At 71.0% G+C, this 17,153-nt stretch carries 16 protein-coding genes; 3 read left to right on the plus strand and 13 right to left on the minus strand.

Features of this window, described 5'->3' with window-relative positions; translation table 11 throughout:
* Nucleotides 1-31: 31 nt before the first annotated feature.
* Nucleotides 32-394, plus strand: a complete 363-nt coding sequence (locus AC07FV_RS16185; protein ID WP_479087762.1) for a hypothetical protein — start codon at nt 32-34, stop codon at nt 392-394.
* Between the two features lie 70 nt (nt 395-464).
* Here the strand turns inward: AC07FV_RS16185 and AC07FV_RS16190 are convergent, their stop codons facing one another.
* The 10 genes from AC07FV_RS16190 to AC07FV_RS16235 form a co-directional block, all read right to left on the minus strand.
* Nucleotides 465-1,256, minus strand: coding sequence for a cupin domain-containing protein (locus tag AC07FV_RS16190; protein WP_479087764.1), 792 nt, complete (start codon nt 1,254-1,256; stop codon nt 465-467).
* Between the two features lie 93 nt (nt 1,257-1,349).
* A complete protein-coding gene (locus AC07FV_RS16195; protein WP_479087766.1) occupies nt 1,350-2,528 on the minus strand; it encodes an ROK family transcriptional regulator in 1,179 nt (392 codons plus the stop codon).
* Complete coding sequence (locus AC07FV_RS16200) at nt 2,525-3,337, minus strand: carbohydrate ABC transporter permease (protein WP_383644282.1); 813 nt, start codon at nt 3,335-3,337, stop codon at nt 2,525-2,527. Before AC07FV_RS16200 ends, AC07FV_RS16195 begins: the two co-directional genes overlap by 4 nt.
* Nucleotides 3,338-3,462: 125 nt before the next feature.
* Complete coding sequence (locus AC07FV_RS16205) at nt 3,463-4,398, minus strand: carbohydrate ABC transporter permease (protein WP_479087767.1); 936 nt, start codon at nt 4,396-4,398, stop codon at nt 3,463-3,465.
* Nucleotides 4,395-5,786, minus strand: coding sequence for an ABC transporter substrate-binding protein (locus AC07FV_RS16210; protein ID WP_479087769.1), 1,392 nt, complete (start codon nt 5,784-5,786; stop codon nt 4,395-4,397). The genes AC07FV_RS16205 and AC07FV_RS16210 overlap by 4 nt, the downstream gene beginning before the upstream one ends.
* Before the next feature lie 177 nt (nt 5,787-5,963).
* Nucleotides 5,964-6,980: a zinc-dependent alcohol dehydrogenase gene (locus tag AC07FV_RS16215; protein ID WP_479087771.1), complete on the minus strand. Its 1,017-nt coding sequence runs from the start codon at nt 6,978-6,980 to the stop codon at nt 5,964-5,966.
* Entirely contained in the window at nt 6,977-7,396 is a 420-nt protein-coding gene (locus AC07FV_RS16220) for a sugar phosphate isomerase/epimerase family protein (RefSeq protein ID WP_479087773.1), read from the minus strand. The genes AC07FV_RS16215 and AC07FV_RS16220 overlap by 4 nt, the downstream gene beginning before the upstream one ends.
* Entirely contained in the window at nt 7,393-7,833 is a 441-nt protein-coding gene (locus AC07FV_RS16225) for a sugar phosphate isomerase/epimerase family protein (protein ID WP_479087774.1), read from the minus strand. Before AC07FV_RS16225 ends, AC07FV_RS16220 begins: the two co-directional genes overlap by 4 nt.
* 3 nt (nt 7,834-7,836) lie before the next feature.
* Entirely contained in the window at nt 7,837-8,727 is an 891-nt protein-coding gene (locus AC07FV_RS16230) for a DUF6807 domain-containing protein (RefSeq protein ID WP_479087775.1), read from the minus strand.
* A 532-nt stretch (nt 8,728-9,259) separates the two neighbouring features.
* Nucleotides 9,260-10,138, minus strand: coding sequence for a peptidoglycan-binding protein (locus tag AC07FV_RS16235; protein ID WP_479087776.1), 879 nt, complete (start codon nt 10,136-10,138; stop codon nt 9,260-9,262).
* 364 nt (nt 10,139-10,502) lie between these two features.
* On the opposite strand from AC07FV_RS16235, the gene AC07FV_RS16240 reads away from it, so the two are divergent.
* A complete protein-coding gene (locus AC07FV_RS16240) occupies nt 10,503-11,678 on the plus strand; it encodes a DUF2235 domain-containing protein (RefSeq protein WP_479087778.1) in 1,176 nt (391 codons plus the stop codon).
* Nucleotides 11,679-11,989: 311 nt separating this feature from the next.
* On the opposite strand, the gene AC07FV_RS16245 is transcribed toward AC07FV_RS16240, so the two are convergent.
* Both AC07FV_RS16245 and AC07FV_RS16250 read right to left on the minus strand, forming a co-directional pair.
* Entirely contained in the window at nt 11,990-12,640 is a 651-nt protein-coding gene (locus AC07FV_RS16245) for a peptidoglycan-binding protein (protein WP_479087780.1), read from the minus strand.
* A 274-nt stretch (nt 12,641-12,914) separates the two neighbouring features.
* Nucleotides 12,915-13,769 carry a peptidoglycan-binding protein gene (locus AC07FV_RS16250; protein WP_479087782.1) on the minus strand — a complete coding sequence of 285 codons (855 nt, stop codon included), beginning with the start codon at nt 13,767-13,769 and terminating at the stop codon, nt 12,915-12,917.
* A gap of 637 nt (nt 13,770-14,406) precedes the next feature.
* Here AC07FV_RS16250 and AC07FV_RS16255 point away from each other — a divergent pair.
* Nucleotides 14,407-15,657, plus strand: a complete 1,251-nt coding sequence (locus AC07FV_RS16255) for a hypothetical protein (protein WP_479087784.1) — start codon at nt 14,407-14,409, stop codon at nt 15,655-15,657.
* A gap of 15 nt (nt 15,658-15,672) precedes the next feature.
* Here the strand turns inward: AC07FV_RS16255 and AC07FV_RS16260 are convergent, their stop codons facing one another.
* Nucleotides 15,673-17,127, minus strand: coding sequence for a hypothetical protein (locus tag AC07FV_RS16260; protein ID WP_479087785.1), 1,455 nt, complete (start codon nt 17,125-17,127; stop codon nt 15,673-15,675).
* Nucleotides 17,128-17,153: the final 26 nt, after the last annotated feature.

The raw sequence follows: 17,153 nt of genomic DNA on the forward strand, positions 1-17,153 counted from the left end.
TGCTCCAGCAACCGACGGGGAGGAACCCAGCGTGGCCGGCGACACTGGACAGGCAGCCGCGGCGAGTGCCGTCGTCCGCAACACACCTGCCCGGATCGGTCTCTGGGCCGCCGGTGCGGGCGTCAGCTTGATCCTGGCCCTCGTGATGACCCCCATGTTCTGGCTGATGTGGGGCGGCTTCTACACGGCCTCCATGTTCCTGTGCGGAGCCGTCGCCGTCCCGGCCGGACACCTGGGGCGCCGTCGCGGCAAGCGACTCGGGGGCCACGACCGGGGTGCGGCCCTGTTCGCCATCGTGACCGGCTGGCTGCTGATCCTGTGCAGCCTGACGCTGCTGGTCGCCTGGGCCGGGCTGATGGCCGGACTCGGGTTCCTGGTCGGCTCGGCGAACTGAGCGGAAGGGGCCGGGACGAGAAGGAGGTCGTCGCCGAGACGTGGGCCGCCCTCGGCCCACGGGCGCGTGCTCAATCTCCCCGGGTCTCCACGGCGGGAGGGAGGGGCCGTTCGTGCCGTGCGAGGTCGTACGTGTCGAGGCGACCGCACATGCCGTGCCTGCCGAACTCCGACGGTGCGGGCAGGTGGCGCACCGCGGCGGACCGGAGGTGCGGCGCGGTGCCGGCCGACAGCGCCTCCAGTGCCGCTCCGGTCCGGTCGGCAAGCCTCCGGGCCCCTAGCTCCCACGTGCCGCGCCAGTGCGGTACGAGGGGACGGACGATGCGGACGGCCGCGCGGTGGAAGGCGTCCAGCGCGCCCGGCCCCTCCTCGTCGTATGCGGCGCGCAGTGCCGCGAAACCCTCCAGGGCCAGGTCACGGCGGTGGACGGCGGAGGCCGTCCGGACTTCTCCCTCGCCGGTGAGCGCGGCCGCCTCCAGGTAGGTCTCACGGTCGGCGAGGAGGTGCGGCGGCAGAGTGAGCACGGCGTCCCCGGCCTCGGGCAGTCCCGAGTTGGACATGATGACGAGGATCTCCAGTCCGCCGCCGTCGACCAGCCGGTGGATCGTGCCCGGGTCGAACCAGACGAGGGTGCCCGGCCGCAGGGGCGTCGTGGCGAACCCGCTCGCCACGCCCAGGGTCTGCACGGCGCCGGAGCCGGACAGCACGTAGTACCCCTCGGCGCAGGCGAGGTGGACGTGCGGGGTGCCGCCCGCCTGGCCGTGCGCGTCCTCGACGTCGTACACGCGAAGCCGTGAGACGCCGATTCCTCCCGGCAACGCGGGGAAGGACGCGTCGGTCTGCTCGCCGTCGACCGTGCACATGTGGGTCTCCTGGATCGTTGTCGGGTCGGTTGTGTGGTGGTGCGGCGTCCCGTCGGCTTGCCGGTGGGGCCCTCGGCCGACCGTCCGCCCGGGTCACCGCGCGGACAGGCGCTGGTCGACCGCCTCGGCGCAGAAGACCTGCTCCCGCACGGTCGCCGTGGCGCCCGCGATCCCGACGCGGTCGCCGAGTTCGCTGGTGGCCAGTGTCAGCCCTCGCGTGGCGAGGGGCTGGGTCCGTCGCAGCAGTGCCTCGTGCACGCTGCGCAGGAGGTGTTCGCCCGTGTCGGCGATGTCGCCTCCGAAGACGAGGGTCCGCGGATTGACCAGGCTCACCACCGTCGCCAGCACTTCCCCGAGCAGCGCTCCCGCCGCCTGGACGGCCGCGCGTGCCCGCCGGTCGCCGTCGCGGACCAGCCGGACGACGTCCCTGCCGGAGCCGGCGTCGATGCCGAGGGCGCGCAGGTCCCGGCAGATCGCGGAACCGCCGGCACCGGCCGCCAGGCAGCCGACGGCTCCGCAGGCGCAGGGGTGGGTGATGCCGGGGACGCGCACGTGGCCGAGGTCGCCCTCCGCGCCGTCCACTCCGCGCAGGAGCCGGCCGCCGACGACGATGCCGGATCCGACCCCGGTGCCGACCTTCACGAAGATCAGCGAGGAGGTGTCGGGGGCGGCCTGCTCGTACTCCCCCATCGCCATCATGTTGGCGTCGTTGTCCAGCAGGACCGGTACGTCGAACCGCCGTCCCACGAAGGAGCGGACGTCGAAGCCGTGCCAGCCGGGCATGACCGGTGGCCGGACCACGCGACCCGCGCGGAAGTCGACCGGCCCCGGCACGCCGATGCCGATACCGCACACGCTGTCGGTGCCGCGGGCCGCCCGCTGCAACAGCCCTTCGAAGGCGTCGCAGACGCTCGACAGCGCGCGTCGCGGACCGACGTCGATCCTGCTTTCCAGGACGTCCTCCGCGAGGATCCGGCCGCCCGCGTCGGTGACCGCCACGCGCCCCCGGGAGGCGCCCAGATCGGCGGCGAGCACCGTCGGCGTCCGGTCGTCAAAGGCCAGGAGTGTCGGCGGGCGCCCACTGGAGGAGGACGCGGTGCCGCCCTCCCGTAAGTAGCCGGCGCCGATCAGCTGGTCGACCCGGGCGGTCACGGTGGTACGCGACAGGCCGGTGGCGTCACCGAGTTCGCGGCGGGTAGCCACCCGCCCCTGACGGAACAGCTGGAGGAGGCGGCCCGCGCTGTCCGGTGGGAGTGGGCGCTCCTTCCTCATCCCTTCTCCGCGCCCGAGGTGAGGCCCTCCACCAGGAGTCGCTCACCGGTGAAGAACAGCACCACGATGGGCACGGTCAGCACCACCGAGCCGGCCATCAGCACCGTCGTCGGGACCTCGATGCTCCCCGAGAGCTGGGACAGTCCCAGTGACACGGTCCACTGGTCGCGTCTTTCCACCAGGAACAGCAGGGCGAACAGGAACTCGTTCCAGGCGATCATGAAGACGTACAGGGCGGTCGCCATCACCGAGGGCTTCGCCAGCGGCAGGCTGATGCGGCGGATGACCTGGAGGCGGGTGCAGCCGTCGACCAGGGCCGCCTCCTCCAGGCTGACCGGGATGGTCGCGAAGTAGCCGCGCAGCATGTAGATGGCGACCGGCGCCGTGTGCGCCACGTAGACGATGGCCAGTCCGACGAGCGAGCCCCGCAGTCCGAGGCGGGTGAAGATGACGAACAGGGGCACCGCCACGATGACGGACGGGAAGAGGTAGACGGCCAGGAAGAGCGCGCTCACCTGCCGCCGCCCCTTGAACGCGATCCGGCTGATGGCGTAGGCGCCCGGTATGGACGCGAGGAGGGTGACGACGACGGTCAGGCCGGCGACGACCAGGCTGTTGCCGATCAGCGCGAGGAAGCCCTGGCCGCCGGCCTCGGTGGAGCTGAGGACGCGGTCGTACGCGTCCAGTGACACGGTGCGCAGGTCGACCCACAACGAGGCGGGGTTGAGCAGGACTTCGTCGATGCTGCGCACCGAGAGAAGCAGCATGTAGTAGAAGGGCAGTGCGGAGGCGAGGACGAAGCAGCCCATGGCCACCCATCGGAGCACCCGCAGCACTTCGGTCTCGACGCGTTCGCGCGTCCACGGTCTGCGGGGCGGACCGGCCGGCGCCGGGCCGGCCGCGGTCCGGCCGGAGTTCTCCCTGACGGTGGTCGTCACAGTTCCGACCCTCCCTTTCGTCGGCCGATCCACCACTGGAAGACCAGGTAGCCGGCCAGGACCAGGGCGAGCACCGCGGCCTGGGCCGAGGCGGCTCCGACGTCCTTGTGCGCGGTGAGGAAGTCGAAGACCCTGACGCTGACCACTTCGGTACCGGCGCCGCCGCCGGTGAGCAGGAACACGTCGTCGAACTTGTTGAAGGTGAAGACGAACCGCAGGGCGAAGAGCACACCCATGGTGGGCAGCAGCTGCGGCAGGATGATGTGCCAGAACACCTGGAGCGGGGTGGCGCCGTCGACGCGTGCCGCTTCCTCGATCGAGTCGGGCACGGCCTGCAGCCTGGCCATCATGAAGAGGAACGCGAAGGGGTAGTACCGCCAGATCTCGAAGGCGATGACGGTGAGCAGGGCGGTCGACGGCTGGGACAGGAAGGCGACCGGGGCGTCCCACCCCAGGTACCGGGTGCCCCACTCGTTGACGATGCCGAACTGGGGATTGAGCATCACCGACCAGACGAAGGTGACGGCGACGACCGGAGCGACGTACGGCAGCAGCATCAGCGCTCGTACCAGGGACCGGCCGCGGAACTTCCGCCGCACCACGAGGGCGGCGACCATGCCCACCACGATGGAGCCGGCGGTCGACCCGAAGGTGTAGAGCAGGGTGGTCCACAGTGCCGAGTAGAACCCCGGGGAGGTGAGGACCGCGCGGAAGTTGTCCAGGGTGAACGTGCCGAAGAACCCGGCGTAGCTGACGTTCAGCAGCGTGATGGGCTGGAAGGCCAGCGAGAGGGTCCACGCCAGGGGGATCAGCACGACCAGCACGACCACGACGAGTGTGGGGGTGATCAGTGCGAGGCCGGTTCTCGCGTCGCGTTGGCTCAGCGTCCTGCCACGGGGCGCCGTGGTGCGCTGCTTTCCCGGTGTCCTCACTTCAGCGACTCGGCGATCTCGGTCACCGCGGCGTCGGCCTGCCGGGCCGCCTTCTCCGGCGCCGTCCCGTTGACCATGTCGTTGACGGCCTCGGCGACGGGGAGCCGGCCGTTGGTGGCTCCGACCAGCGCGCCCTGGCCCTGACTGAAGCCCCAGGGGGCGACCTCGTCTGGGCCCGTGATCAGGGTCTTGATGACGTCGGCGGGATAGAAGTCGGTGAGCGGGGCCTTGCGGTCCACGCCCGCTTCGAGTCCACCCCACGCCTTCACGAACTTCTGGGGGTCGCGTGCGGTGCCCTTGCGTACCGGCACCTTGCCCTCGGGCGCGACGGCGAGCCAGTCGGTGTAGGCCTCGTCCATCATGTACTGGACGAACTGCTTCGAGGCGGCCGCGTTGCCCGCCTTGGTGAGCGCCCAGGAGGTGACCCGGCCGTACTGCGCGGGCTTGCCGGAGGGGCCGCTGACCGGACCGACGACGCCGGTGTTCTTCGCCAGGAACCCGGGATCGTCCTTGCACGCGGGGCAGGTGGGGAGCGCGTCGTCGCGCAGTCCGGCCAGTTCGTCCAGCAGGAAGGTGGACCAGATCACCATGGCGGCCTTGCCGGAGAAGTAGTTGGCCCGGGTGGTGTCCACGTCCTGGTTGCCGTCGGCCGAGTACGAGCGGGCGAGGTCGCCGTAGAAGGCGAAGGACTCCTCGCAGGCCGTGCTGTCCAGTGTCACGGTGCCCTTGCCGTCGACCATCTCGCAGCCGTTGCCCAGCGCGAGGTGCTCGAAGGACTGGTGGGTGAAGGGGTCGCCCGCCTTCGTCGAGAGCGCGATGCCCGAAGTGCCGCCCTCGGTCAGCTTCTTGGCGGCCGCCTCGATCTTCTCGTACGTGTCCGGCGCCTCCAGACCGGCCGCGGCGAAGAGGTCCTTGCGGTAGTAGAGGAGCTGGGTCCAGGCGTCGCTGGGGACGGCTGTCTGCTCCTGGCCGTCGCGGGTGAGTTGCAGCGCGGCCGGGGAGAAGGTGTCGCGGCCGAGGCTGTCGACGACCTCGCCGGTGGCCTTGGTGTCCAGCAGGCCGCTGACCGCCATGGACTGCACGCCGGCGGGGCTGAGGGCGGCCACCACGTCGGGCAGGGTGCCGCCGGCGGCCGAGGTCGTGACGACCTTGTCGAACTGGGCCTCCGAGATGGCGACGAGCTTGACCTTGACGCCGCTCTTCTCGGTGAACCCGGCGATGATCTTCTCGGTGGCGGTGATCCGGTCCTGCACGTCCTCCACCGTCCACACGGTGATCTCGTCGGCGACCCCGGTGTCGGCGGCCGCGTCGTCGGGCGGGGCGCCGGTCGTGCAGCCGACTGCCAGCGAGAGGAGGAGTCCCGCCGCGATGACGGGTCCGGTTTTCATGCGAATCGCTCCTGAAGGTAGGGAGGTGGGGTGGGAGTGGGGTGGTGAAGGAGGTTCTGGGGGTGCGGCCCTTGTCCGTCCGTCCGTCCGTCCGTCCGGCCGTCCTGCCGCCCTGCCGGTCGACGGGGCGCGGACGCGTGCGGGGGCGTGGGGCGGATCGGCGTGCGGCCGCCCGCGTCAGGCCGACCAGTCGATGACCACACCGAGGTGGCCGGCCGGTTCCTCGGCCAGGGCGCGGAAGGCCTCACCGCCCTGTTCCGGTGGCACGACGTCCGTGATCAGCGAGTCGACCTCGAGGGCTCCGTCGCGGATGAGTTCGAGGATCACCCGGCGGTTGGCCGCCTCCGTCCACCTGTCGTGCACGGTCGCGCTCTTCGGTGCGGTGGAGACGTGCGCACCGATCACGTGCAGGCCCTTGAGGTGCAGGGCCGAGTACGGGTCGAAGTTCTCCACCCGTCCCCGGGTGCTGCCCAGCAGGACGACCCTGCCGCCGCGGGCGGCGAGTTCGAGCGCCGGTACGAAGGCGGAGGGCGCGCCGGTGGCTTCGACCACCACGTCGTACCCGTCCGGCGCGAGCGCCTGCAACCGCTGGTCCGTGTCCGGGTCCGCGGGATCGGCCACGAGGTCCGCACCGGTCGTGCGGGCGGCCTCGCGCCGGGGCGCCAGCAGCTCCACCACGGCCAGGCGGTGAGCGCCGTCGAGGCGGGCGAACCGCGCCGCCAGCAGGCCGACGAGTCCGGCGCCGACCACCGCCACCCTGTCCCCGAGCTGGACGGCGGCCGGCCGGACGGCGTTCAGCGCGATGCAGGCGAGCTGGGTCATGGCCGCCTGGCGCGAGGTGACGCCCTCGGGGATCGTCGTCATGCGGGCGAGACGTTCCGGACGGTCCTCGACGGCCCACGACGCGTGCGGGAGCGGCCCGCAGATCCGGTCGCCCGGACGGAAGGCGTCCACTCCCTCGCCCACGGCCTCCACGACGCCGGCGCACGAGTAGCCGGGGTGGTAGGGCTCGGTGCTGGTGAGCGTGCGCTGCGCCGTGCGGCCGAGGTAGTTGGCCACCTCCGTGCCGGGACTGATCAGCGTCACGTCGGCCCTCACCAGGATGCCGCCCGGCGGCGGCTCGTCCGGTATGTCGTGGCGCTCCAGTTCCATGCGGCCGGGTCGGTGGGACACCAGTCGGCGGGCGGTGCTCATCGTGCTGCTCCTTCGTCGGGGGCGGCGTCGCCACGTGCGGCGCGCACCGCGCAGTCGCGCAGGTAGGTCAGGCTCCGGCGGGCCACGGTCTCGGCACCGGGGGTGGCGTCGAACGCCTCGACCGACATGTCGCCGTCGTATCCGACGGCGGCGAGCGCCCGGAACACGGGGACGAAGTCGGTGGTGCCGAAGCCCGGGCCGCCCCGGTTGGCGTCGTTCGCCTGGAAGTAGGCCAGGTGCGGTGCGGCGAGTTCGACGAGCTGTGGGATCGGCACCCGCTCGTCGCTCATGCTCTTCACGTCGAGCACCATCCGCACGGCGGGCGAGTCGATGGTGCGGACGACGTCGACGACCTCCTGGGTGGTGTTGAGCGTGTCGGTCTCCGCGACGGGCAGTGCTTCGAGGCATACGGTCACGCCCAGTTCCGCGGCGGTCCGGCCCCAGGCGGCGAAGGTGTCGACGGCACGGGCGAGGTCTCCTCGGGGGGTGTGCCCGGCGGGGTGGAGCGCTGTCCGGGGGACCCGAAGACCAGGACACGGCCACCGAGGTCGGCGCACAGACGCGTGAGGTGCGTCAGGTGGTCCAGGGTCCGTCGGCGCCGTTCGGGGTCGGCGGCGCCGACGTGCAGATCCCGGGTGCCGGCCAGCAGCCAGTGCAGTCCGGTGAAGTCCAGGCCGTAGCGGGCCGCGAGACGTGCGACCTCCGCGGCCCGTTCCGGCGTCACCGTTCCGTCGCTCCCGGCGATGGTGAAGGGCGCCAGCTCGACCGCTTCGTAGCCGGTCTCGGCGATGAGGCGGAAGGCCCCGTCGAGGGGTCGGTCGTCGAGGAGTTCGTTGCAGAGGGCGAAGCGCATCCGTCACACGCCCCGCTCGGCGGCGTAGTCGACGAAGCGGTCCGCGACGTGTCCCGCGGCCGCGTCACCGGTGTGCAGCACGAGCCGGTACCGGAAGGTCACCGGTGCGTCGGAGTCCAGGAGAAGGCTGCCGTCGCCGTCCTGACCGGGGAAGAAGTCCTTGTGGCCGAAGGGGTTGGCGGCGAGGAGGCCGTAGTCGCGCACATGCCACGGTGTGGGGTGGCGGGGATTGTCCGGGTGATCGAGCACCGCGACGCCGACGACCTCGCCGTCGACCGGACCGGAGTAGTCGCACCACGCCGCGGGCCGGCCCCAGCACCGGTCTTCTCCGACGGCCCCCTCGGCGTTCTCGATGCGCCCGCCCCGCGCCTCCTCCATCGGCGGAGCGACGCGCAGCGCCACCATTCCGGCTTCCTTGGTGTCGCCCAGCCGGAGCGGACCGTCCGCCGGCGCGAGCATGGTGCTCACGTCGATGAGCCGGGACCCGTCCGGCAACGGGCTGTGGAAGCGCAGTGTCCTCCGCTCGGTCAGGCGGGGCGCACCGGATGCGTCCAGCCAGTCCAGGGTGTGGCGTACCCGGGCCTCGCCGGGCCGCTCGGTCAGTTCGTCGAGCGCGCGGTGCGCGATGCGGCCGTGCCCTTCGAACTCGGTCCAGAAGTCCGTGCCGTCGACATCGCGGTGGCCGGTCCAGACGCCTCGGTGGTGCGGGTGGTCGGCGTTCTCCCCGGCCGGATGGCGTCTGGTGAGCCGGCGCCGGCGCGGGCCGACGAGGTCGGTCAGGTAGGGGCGGGGCCCCGACACTCCCAGGTGGTAGGTGGCCAGAGGCGCCTCGCCGAGCAGCACACGGATCGACGAGGCGTCGGCACTGAGGAGGAGAGTCGGTTGATCGATCACTGAGGCTCCGATCGCGCACAGGCGTGGGCGGGGTGGGGTGGGGTGGGGTGGGAGACATACGTCTGGTGGCTGGGCAGAAGAAACCTACAGGGCGATCGAAAGTTTGGTAAGCGCTTTCTCACAATGTTTGTGTGCCACCGTGTGATCTGGGCGGGCGGGCGTCGGTACCGAGGTGCCGACCGTCGAGCGGCTTCGGAGGGCCTGCCGTACACGCGCCGAACCGGCAGCGTCGCGACCTGCGCTCGGAGCAAGGGGACGTCCGGGACGGCAGGAACGGGGCGGCCTGGACGGGCCGGGGCCCAACGAGAGAAGCCCCGGTCGCCGACTCACGGGGGAGCGAGTCGGCGACCGGGGCGCCGTACCTGCTGGGCGCTGGACACGGGTACGGCAACACATGTTCCCGCACCGCCCCACGGGATCGTCCTGCCGTGCGGGAACACTGTTCACACTATAGGGGATCGTGTTGATCCGGGTTCACGCGGTGGGACATGGTCCGGGCGAGCGGCAAGTGCTCCGGGCTTGACGTCCCCGGTCAGACCCCGAGCACCGTGAAGCTCCCGGCGGACAGCCGCGCGCTCAGTTCGGCCAGGGCTGCCGGGTCCTCGCAGGAGCCGTTCGGGGCGAGGCCGTTGTCGTTCTGGAACGCACGGACCGCGCCCTGGGTACGCGGCCCGTCGGCCCCGTCCTGGGCCCCGGGGTCGTACCCGAGAACGAGCAGCGCGCCCTGCACGCCGAACACGTCGGACAGGTCGAGGGCCAGCCGGTCGGCGGGCAGGCCGCGGTCCTCCACGATCCCGGCCAGCAGGAAGTGCGCCCGGTCGAGTCTGTTCCGGATCCTGATGGTCCCCTCGTCCGGGGTGAAGTGGCACTCGTCCGCGGCGCCGTTCCACTCCCGCGCCGCCACATGGCTCTGGAACCTGGGGAACCGGAAGGCCGGTCCGAGTGCCCAGCACATGCTCAGCGTCGCGAGCTGCGCGTTGGCCGGCCAGGAGGCGAACCCGGAGAAGTCGGGGGCCTGTGCCGTGCGGAACGCCTCCATCTGGTCCAGCTTGGCGAACACATGGCGGTCGATCTCCTCGTCCGACAGGTGCAGTGAGGTGAACGGCGGCTGGAAGGCCTTGTGCCCCTGCCGGGCGAGGTGCAGGTGCGCCTTGACCTTGTCCCAGTCGTGGGCGACGAGGTCCGCCGTCGCCGGGGAGCCGTCGGCGTCCAGCCACCGCAGCTCGCCCGCGAGCGCCAGGGACGCGGACCGCTCCGCGGGACTCGGTGCGGAGTCGGCCGCCTCCGTCTGGTCGATCTTGTTGCCGATCCCCGTGCTCACCCATCCCTTCTGGTCCAGGTACATGAAGTGCACTCGGCCCTCGAGCGGGTCGTTGAAGGTGATCCAGTGATCACGGACGCTCTGGTGCATGGTGGCGGGCCTCTCTGGGAACCGCCGGTATGCGACCGATCGGCAAGCGGCGACGGCTGCCGCCGATGGCGCCGCGGCGGGAGAACCGGATACGTCGACCCGCCCGGGCGGCCGGGACCGGCGGCCGGAGCGAGTGGGCCGTAACTCCCTTCCAGCATCCGTCCGTTGCCCGGCGTCCGCAACCAGGATGAGTGCGCTCGGCGCCGGCCGGCACCACCGGTCGGACCCGCCCCGCCGATGGCCACCGGGACGCCCGCGGCCGCCGCCTTCGGCCCAGTTCCTCGCGTCGCGCGGCGCACCGGACGGTGTCACCCTGGAAGTGGTGCCGTGCGCCGCTCCACGGCATGCGCGAGGAGGGATGATCATGTCCGCGCGTCTGGTGGTCTGTTGCGACGGTACGTGGAACTTCGCGGACCAGCCGAGCAAGACGAACGTCGCCAAAGTGGCTCTCTCCGTGCGGCCCGGGTCCGTCGCAGGGAGGGATCAACGCGTCTACTACCACAGCGGTGTCGGCACCCATCGGCGCGAGCGCCTGCGCGGCGGCGCGTTCGGCATGGGGCTCTCGCAGAACATCGTGGACGCCTACCGGTTCCTCGTCGAGACGTACGAACCCGACGACGAGCTGTTCCTCTTCGGGTTCAGTCGAGGTGCCTTCACCGTCCGCAGCCTCGCCGGGCTGATACGCAACAGTGGCATCCTGCGCCGCGACCACGCCGACCGTGTACCGGACGCGTGGGCTCTCTACCGCGACCGGATCGAGCAACCGAACGGCGCGGCCGCCACGTTGTTCCGGCGTTCGTACGCGCGGGAGACGGACATCGCCTTCGTCGGGGTGTGGGACACCGTCGGCGCCCTGGGCATCCCGGCACCGAGCACGACGTGGCTGCGGCCGGCGGCGAGCCGCTTCAACCGCCGATGGGCGTTCCACAACACCGAGCTGAGCAGTCGTATCAAGGCGGCTTTCCACGCGCTGGCCGCCGACGAGCAGCGCTCTGCGTTCCGGCCGACGCTGTGGCACCAGCATCCCGGGGCGGCGGCGCGGGGTCAGGAGCTGAAGCAGGTCTGGTTCGCCGGGGTCCACAGTGACGTCGGCGGCGGCTACGAGGAGACCGGACTGTCGGACATCGCCCTCCTGTGGATGGTGGACCACGCCCGCAGGCACGGGCTGGAGTTCGACTCCGAGGTGCTGAGCACCACGGGGCCCCAGGTGATGCGGCCTCAGGAAAGCACCGACTTCCGCGTACGACCGGACGGTTCCGGCCCGCTCCATGTCTCCCGGACGGGCATGTACCGCTTGTCCACGCCCTTGCACCGGCCGCTGGGGCAGGCGGTGAACGACGACGGCGAGCCCGACGGCAACGAATTCCTGGCGGTACCCGCCAAGGAGCGGTACGACCGCGACACGGGCTACCGGCCGCCTGAGCTGGAACGCTACCTGAGCAGGCAGGATCGGGTCCGGCTGGAACCGGTCCTGGTACCGGGCGCGTTCTCGGGGCTGCCGCCCCTGCATCCGTCCCAGGGCGGCGCGTTGTCCAAGTGAGGGCCGGTGAGGGCCGGTGAGCGCCCTGTGCGCTGTCCCAGCGGGCCGGTGCGGTGCCCATGTCGACGTGTGCGCCGATCAAGTCGACAGTGCGGTGTTCAGGGTGGCTGCGTAACGCCGCTCACAGGGTGGCTGCGTAACGCCGCTCACAGGGCGGCTGCGTAGCGCCGCCTGGTCCGCGTCGGCCGGTGCGACCGCGGCCGCCCACAGGGGGCGCCGCGGGAGCCGTGCGGCCCGCCGAGGGGCACGCACGCACGCCTCCCGCGACGCACCGGTGTCATCAGCAGCGAGGCGGCTTCGGTGTACCGCCCCTACGTCGGTGCCAGGTCGGAGCCGAAACCGCCACCGGCCGGACGCTTCTCGAAGTGCAGGTGGGGCCCGGTGGAGTTCCCGGTGGAGCCCACCTCCCCGATCTTCTGGCCCGCTCTGACCGAACCCCGCTTCACGGTCTGCTCGGAGAGGTGGCAGTACCAGTAGTCGAATCTTCCGGCACGCAGGACGAGGAAGTTGCCGAAGCTGCCGTCCTTGCCACTGCGGACCATGGAACCGCTCCGTACCGCGACACAGGGAGTGCCGTTCGGCGCGGCGTAGTCCGCGCCGGTGTGGTAACCGAGGCTCCAGTGCCGCCCCTTCACCCGGTAGCGGGTCGAGACGGGGTGCCCCGGTACGGGGGACGCCACGCGCCCGCCGGAGGCCGACGGTGCCGGCGACGACGAGGGGACACGCAGCCGGTCCCAGGAGAGCTTCCCCGGAATGCCGTCCGCGTCGTCCTTGCTGAGGCCCAGCTTCTTCTGCCAGGCGGCGTACGAAGCCCGGTCGGCCTCCGTCCACACGGGCCCCGGACCGCTCTTGTACTTGCCGCACCCTTCGGCCACCAGTCGCTTGCCCATCGAGGCGATCACGGGACTGCGCTGCCCGTTGTGGAAGAACGCCGCTCCTGGGAATGGCGCCAACGCAGGCATGGCCCTCACTCCTTCCTCATGTGCCCCCACGGCACCCGACTCCCGACCCGAGTCGCCCTGGTGTACACGAGGTGCCCGCGCATCGGAGTGCGCAGGAGAGGTCAGTCCTGTGGCCGCCCCCGGGGCACTCGCAAGGCCGCCGGTCAGATGCATGCCACTTCCACCATGCGCCCGGAAGAGGGCCCGCGCAAACCCGGAGGCGCGCCGGCGGGTGAGGTTCTGACGATGCGTCGGACCACACCCGTGCCCGGCGTCCCCCGGCATCCGGGCGGCTTCATGACGGGGGCACTTCGAGCTGCTCCCAACTGAATCGTCCAGGGACACCGTCTGCCTCGTCCCCCTCGAAGCCGAGCTTCTCCTGCCAGGCGGTGTACGACCGGACGTCACCCGCGCCCCACACGTCCTTCCGGCTGCCGGTCGCGTAGCGGCCGCATCCTTCGGCGACCAGCCGGCCGTGCATGCTCGCGATGACGGGCGAGGTGCGACCCGCCTGGAAGAAGGACGCACCGGGGAACGGCTCGAACAGCGGCCTGGCAGGGGTCGGTTCTCCCGGCCCGGTGAGGAACGAGGGCCAGGAGCCGGGGTCGACGTGATCGTTCTCCGGGACCTGACCGTGGGCGTACCACCCGCCTCGCGTCCGCCACGTACCGGCCGGGCAGGTGTTGCGGGACAGGGAGGTCGGGCGGCCCATGGGCCAGACGTCCGGCACGCCCCAGGAACTGATCCAGGAGTGCAGCTCGGCCCAGCCCCTGCACGGGGTGTCGACCAGCCTCGCGAACACCTCGTCCCCGACGCGGCAGTGCGGGAAGAACAGGGCCTCGATCTGGAGGACGACCTTGCCCGCCCGGTTGGTGCGCGTGCCGCCGGGGGCGTCGGACAGGGCCTTGCTGCGGGATGTGGCGGGCAGGAACTGGGCGAACGCTCCGGTGAAGGGGTCCCAGAGGACGTGCGGCGCCGAACCCCTGCCGCCGTCGGTGAAGAAGCCCTTGAGATTCGCGAAGGGCACCAGGTCCTGGGGGGCGGCGGCGGTGGCCTCCCGGTCCGCCGTGATGTGGGCGATGGCGCGGGCCGGGAACTCAGCGTCACACGGCGCGTGGTCCCCTACGTCCGCTTTGAGTGCTTGAGGCATCCATGGAGTGGGCACGGCGGGTCCTTCCCTCTGCGTCACACGGGATCGTGTCGACCACGGGGTGAGACCGAAGGGGGCGGCGGGAGCCGTACGAGCCACCGGCCGCGCAGCCGGCACTCCCCCGTCCTTCCACGATGCGTCCGACGAGGAGGGCCGGCAAACCCTGGGCGCTCCGGGACGGGCCTGCCCTCGACTGCCGCTGCGACGTTGCCGGTTGAACCGTCGACGACACCGGCGGCACCGCACGGGGGGCGCACGCGGACGTGCCGGATCAGCGCCCTCCGAGAGGCCCGCTGGTGAGCGCCGGCACGTTTGCCGCCCCCTGGTCATCGTCGTAGCGTGGTGTGTAGAGGACCTGAAGTTGCCGTGGTCCGTCATGTCAGTCGCGCAGTCGGGGGTGCGCGAGAACAGCACGGCGCCAAGCGTGTCTGGAACCATCATGGCCAGAATTTCTCGGCGACACCTCCTTCGCACGGCCGGTGCGTCCGTTGTGGCAGCGGCACTTGCCCTGCCCGTGGGTGTGGCGGTGGCCGCGGCGGATCCCCGGGACATGCCCGGAGGCACCGCCGGAGCGCCGGCGCGGGTCACGGACCCGCCGCCCTCTCCTTCGTCGACGCCGGGTGAACCGGACGGTCCCGTGACGCCCCCGGCGCCGGACACCACGACGGAGCCGGAGCCGGGCGACACGACGGAGCCGGATTCCGACCCGCCCGGCGAGCCGCCCGAGGACTCCCCGCCGCCGGACACCGACACCACGGACGGACAGACCTCAACCCCTTCGCCCGACCGGGAGACCGGCATCGCGGAAGCCACGACGGACCTCGAAGGGATGCGACAAGACGTTCCCGAAGAGCTCACGGCCACCGTGGACACACTGCTCACGCTCGTCTCCACGGTGAAGAGCCCGGAGACCCTGCCGCAGGACCGGCAGGGCGTCATCGAGAGCACGGAGCACCTGACGACCGCGCTGGCGGCGATCAGCGACCCGCAGACTCCGCCCGAGCTGCGCCGGGAGCTGACCTCCGTCGTGAAGCAGGTGACCTCGACGCTGCGGGTGGTCAGCGATCCCCGTGCCCCGGCCGAGGAACGGTCCATGCTCATCCTGGTCGTCAAACGCTCCACGTCCACCCTGCCGCTGATCTGTGCCCCCGGTACGCCGCAGGAACTGCGGGACAAGATGCTCGCCGGCGTGGAGGAGAGCGCCTTCGCCGCGGAGCACAGCGCTGACGGCGGGGAATCGGCTCACTCACCGGAGGGGAGCGGGGCGCCGGCCCCGGACGCCACCGTGAGGCGAGCGCTCTCGGAGAAGAGCGGCTCCGACGAGATCACTCAGGACAAGAGGACACCACCGGAGGAACGCGAGCGACTCGTCACCGCCACTCAGCAGGTCAGCGCCCTGCTGAAGAAGATCAGCGATCCCGAGACCTCGTCGGAGGAGCGGTCCGAGGCGACCAGGGACCTCGAAGACAAGACCGCTCGCATGAAGGACCAGCAGGAGCAGGCCGCCTCCGCCCAGGAGCGCCCGGAGGAGTCGCTCGGCAAGGCCGCCGCGGTCTGCACCAGTGCCATCTTCGATTCCACCTCGGAGTCCGCCCTCGCCCAGGGGCTGGAGAAGCTCGTACCCCCGGACTGGGAAGGGGAAGGAGTCAAGGACTTCTGGAAGGCGGAGGAGAAGACCGACGACCGGCTCGAGGTCCTCGCTCAGTTGCGCAACAACGAGAACGCCCGCGGCCCGTTCGAAGTCGTACCGCTCATCACCGAGCTGGCGGAAATCGTCCCGCACAAAGAGCTGTTCGGAAGCCTGGGAGGATCCGCCCTGTCCTGCGAGCAGACTGCCACGTACCTCGAGGAGAAGTTCGGCATCACCGTGGGAACCTGGCTCTCCTGACCGGCACGCGACCGGTCAGACACCTGCGGAATTCAACAGCTCCGCCACCGAGATCTCCGAATCCACCCGGGCGCCGGCGGCTCCGTACCGCTCCAGCTCCCGTCTCTCCTCGCCGTAGTCGCCCGCTCCGGAGAAATTGAACGGGACCGACGAGATCGAGGAGATGAACCGGCCCCCCGGGGACCAGACGGCCGTCACGTAGCGCGGTCTGCGCGTCACATTGATGAGGTTGTTGTTGTGCCGCACTCTGGCGCGGTAGATGAGCTGTCCTCCGCATACGGTCGGTTCGCAGTAGTAGCGCCTGTCCCGCTCGTTCCACGAAGGGTGAGATGACCTGAATTCCTCGACGTCCAGCTTCCCCCGGTCCTTCCGCATGTAGGAGATCTGCACGTCCACGCTCACGGTGTCGTACCCGACGTTCCTGGGAAGCTGGAACACACGCTTGAGGGAGTGTTCCTGGCCGACGTCGAGGGAGTCGCCGGACTCGTAGAACCGTCCGCTGCTGACGGTGAAGTACCTGAGCCGGTCGACATACAGTTCGGCCTCCCCTTCGCGCGCTCCCTGCTTCCCGACGCTCTGCCGCCATTCCTCCATCAGCCCCTCGTCCCCCGGCGAATACAGGGCGACCCTGCCGCGCACCGTGTAGATGTCGTTCATGATGTACACCGGGATACCTCCGGTGTTCTTCATGTGCAGGGTCAGGGGGACGTGCACGAAGGCGAGGTTGTCGTCCTTCCAGGCCTTCCCGAATTCCGCCTTCAGGGTGAAGTGCATCGGGGCGGCCGCCGGCTGGTACATGGTCGAGTAGGCGAGGCTGACAGCCGTCAGAAGGGCCGTGGCGACCACCCCGGCCGCGAACCTCTTGGGCTGGGGAACCCCCTTCCACGACTTCTGGCGCACGAGAAGGCAGAACGCCCAGAGGGACCAGCACACGGCGGGCAGGAACACCAGCAGGTGACGCGTGTACTCCCGCTCCTCGAACCAAAGCAGCAACAGGAGGCCGTCGGTGGCCAGGGCGACGATCACGCCGAGCAGGACGACCGCTCCCGAGGCCCTGAACTGCCGTCGCCCCCAGTGGTCGAGCGCCGCGACGGCCGCGGCGCCCAGCACCAGCCCGGAAAGGACGAACAGGACTCCGGTGATCCGTTGCGCGAAGGTCAGGGCTCCCGCCGCGTCCGGCCAGCCGATGACCGCGTTGAGCACCATGGACACCAGCAGCCCGGCCACCATGAGGGCCATGACCGAGCGTCTGCGCCAGGTCCGGTCGGGCCAGACGTCGCTGTCCCCGCCGCGCCAGCACAGGGAGGACCGGTCCGCCAGATCCACGTCCTCCGGGTAGCCGAGGCGACCGAGCACCGTGCGCAACTCGGACGGGGACCAGGCGCTGCCGATCTCCTTGCCACCTACCGTGACACGACGAAGGCCGCGGTCGTCCGGCGGTTCCACGACGGCCCAGGGACGGATGCTCATGATCACAGAATCGAACCTGTGGGGGC

The sequence above is a fragment of the Streptomyces sp. NPDC045956 genome (assembly GCF_056430705.1).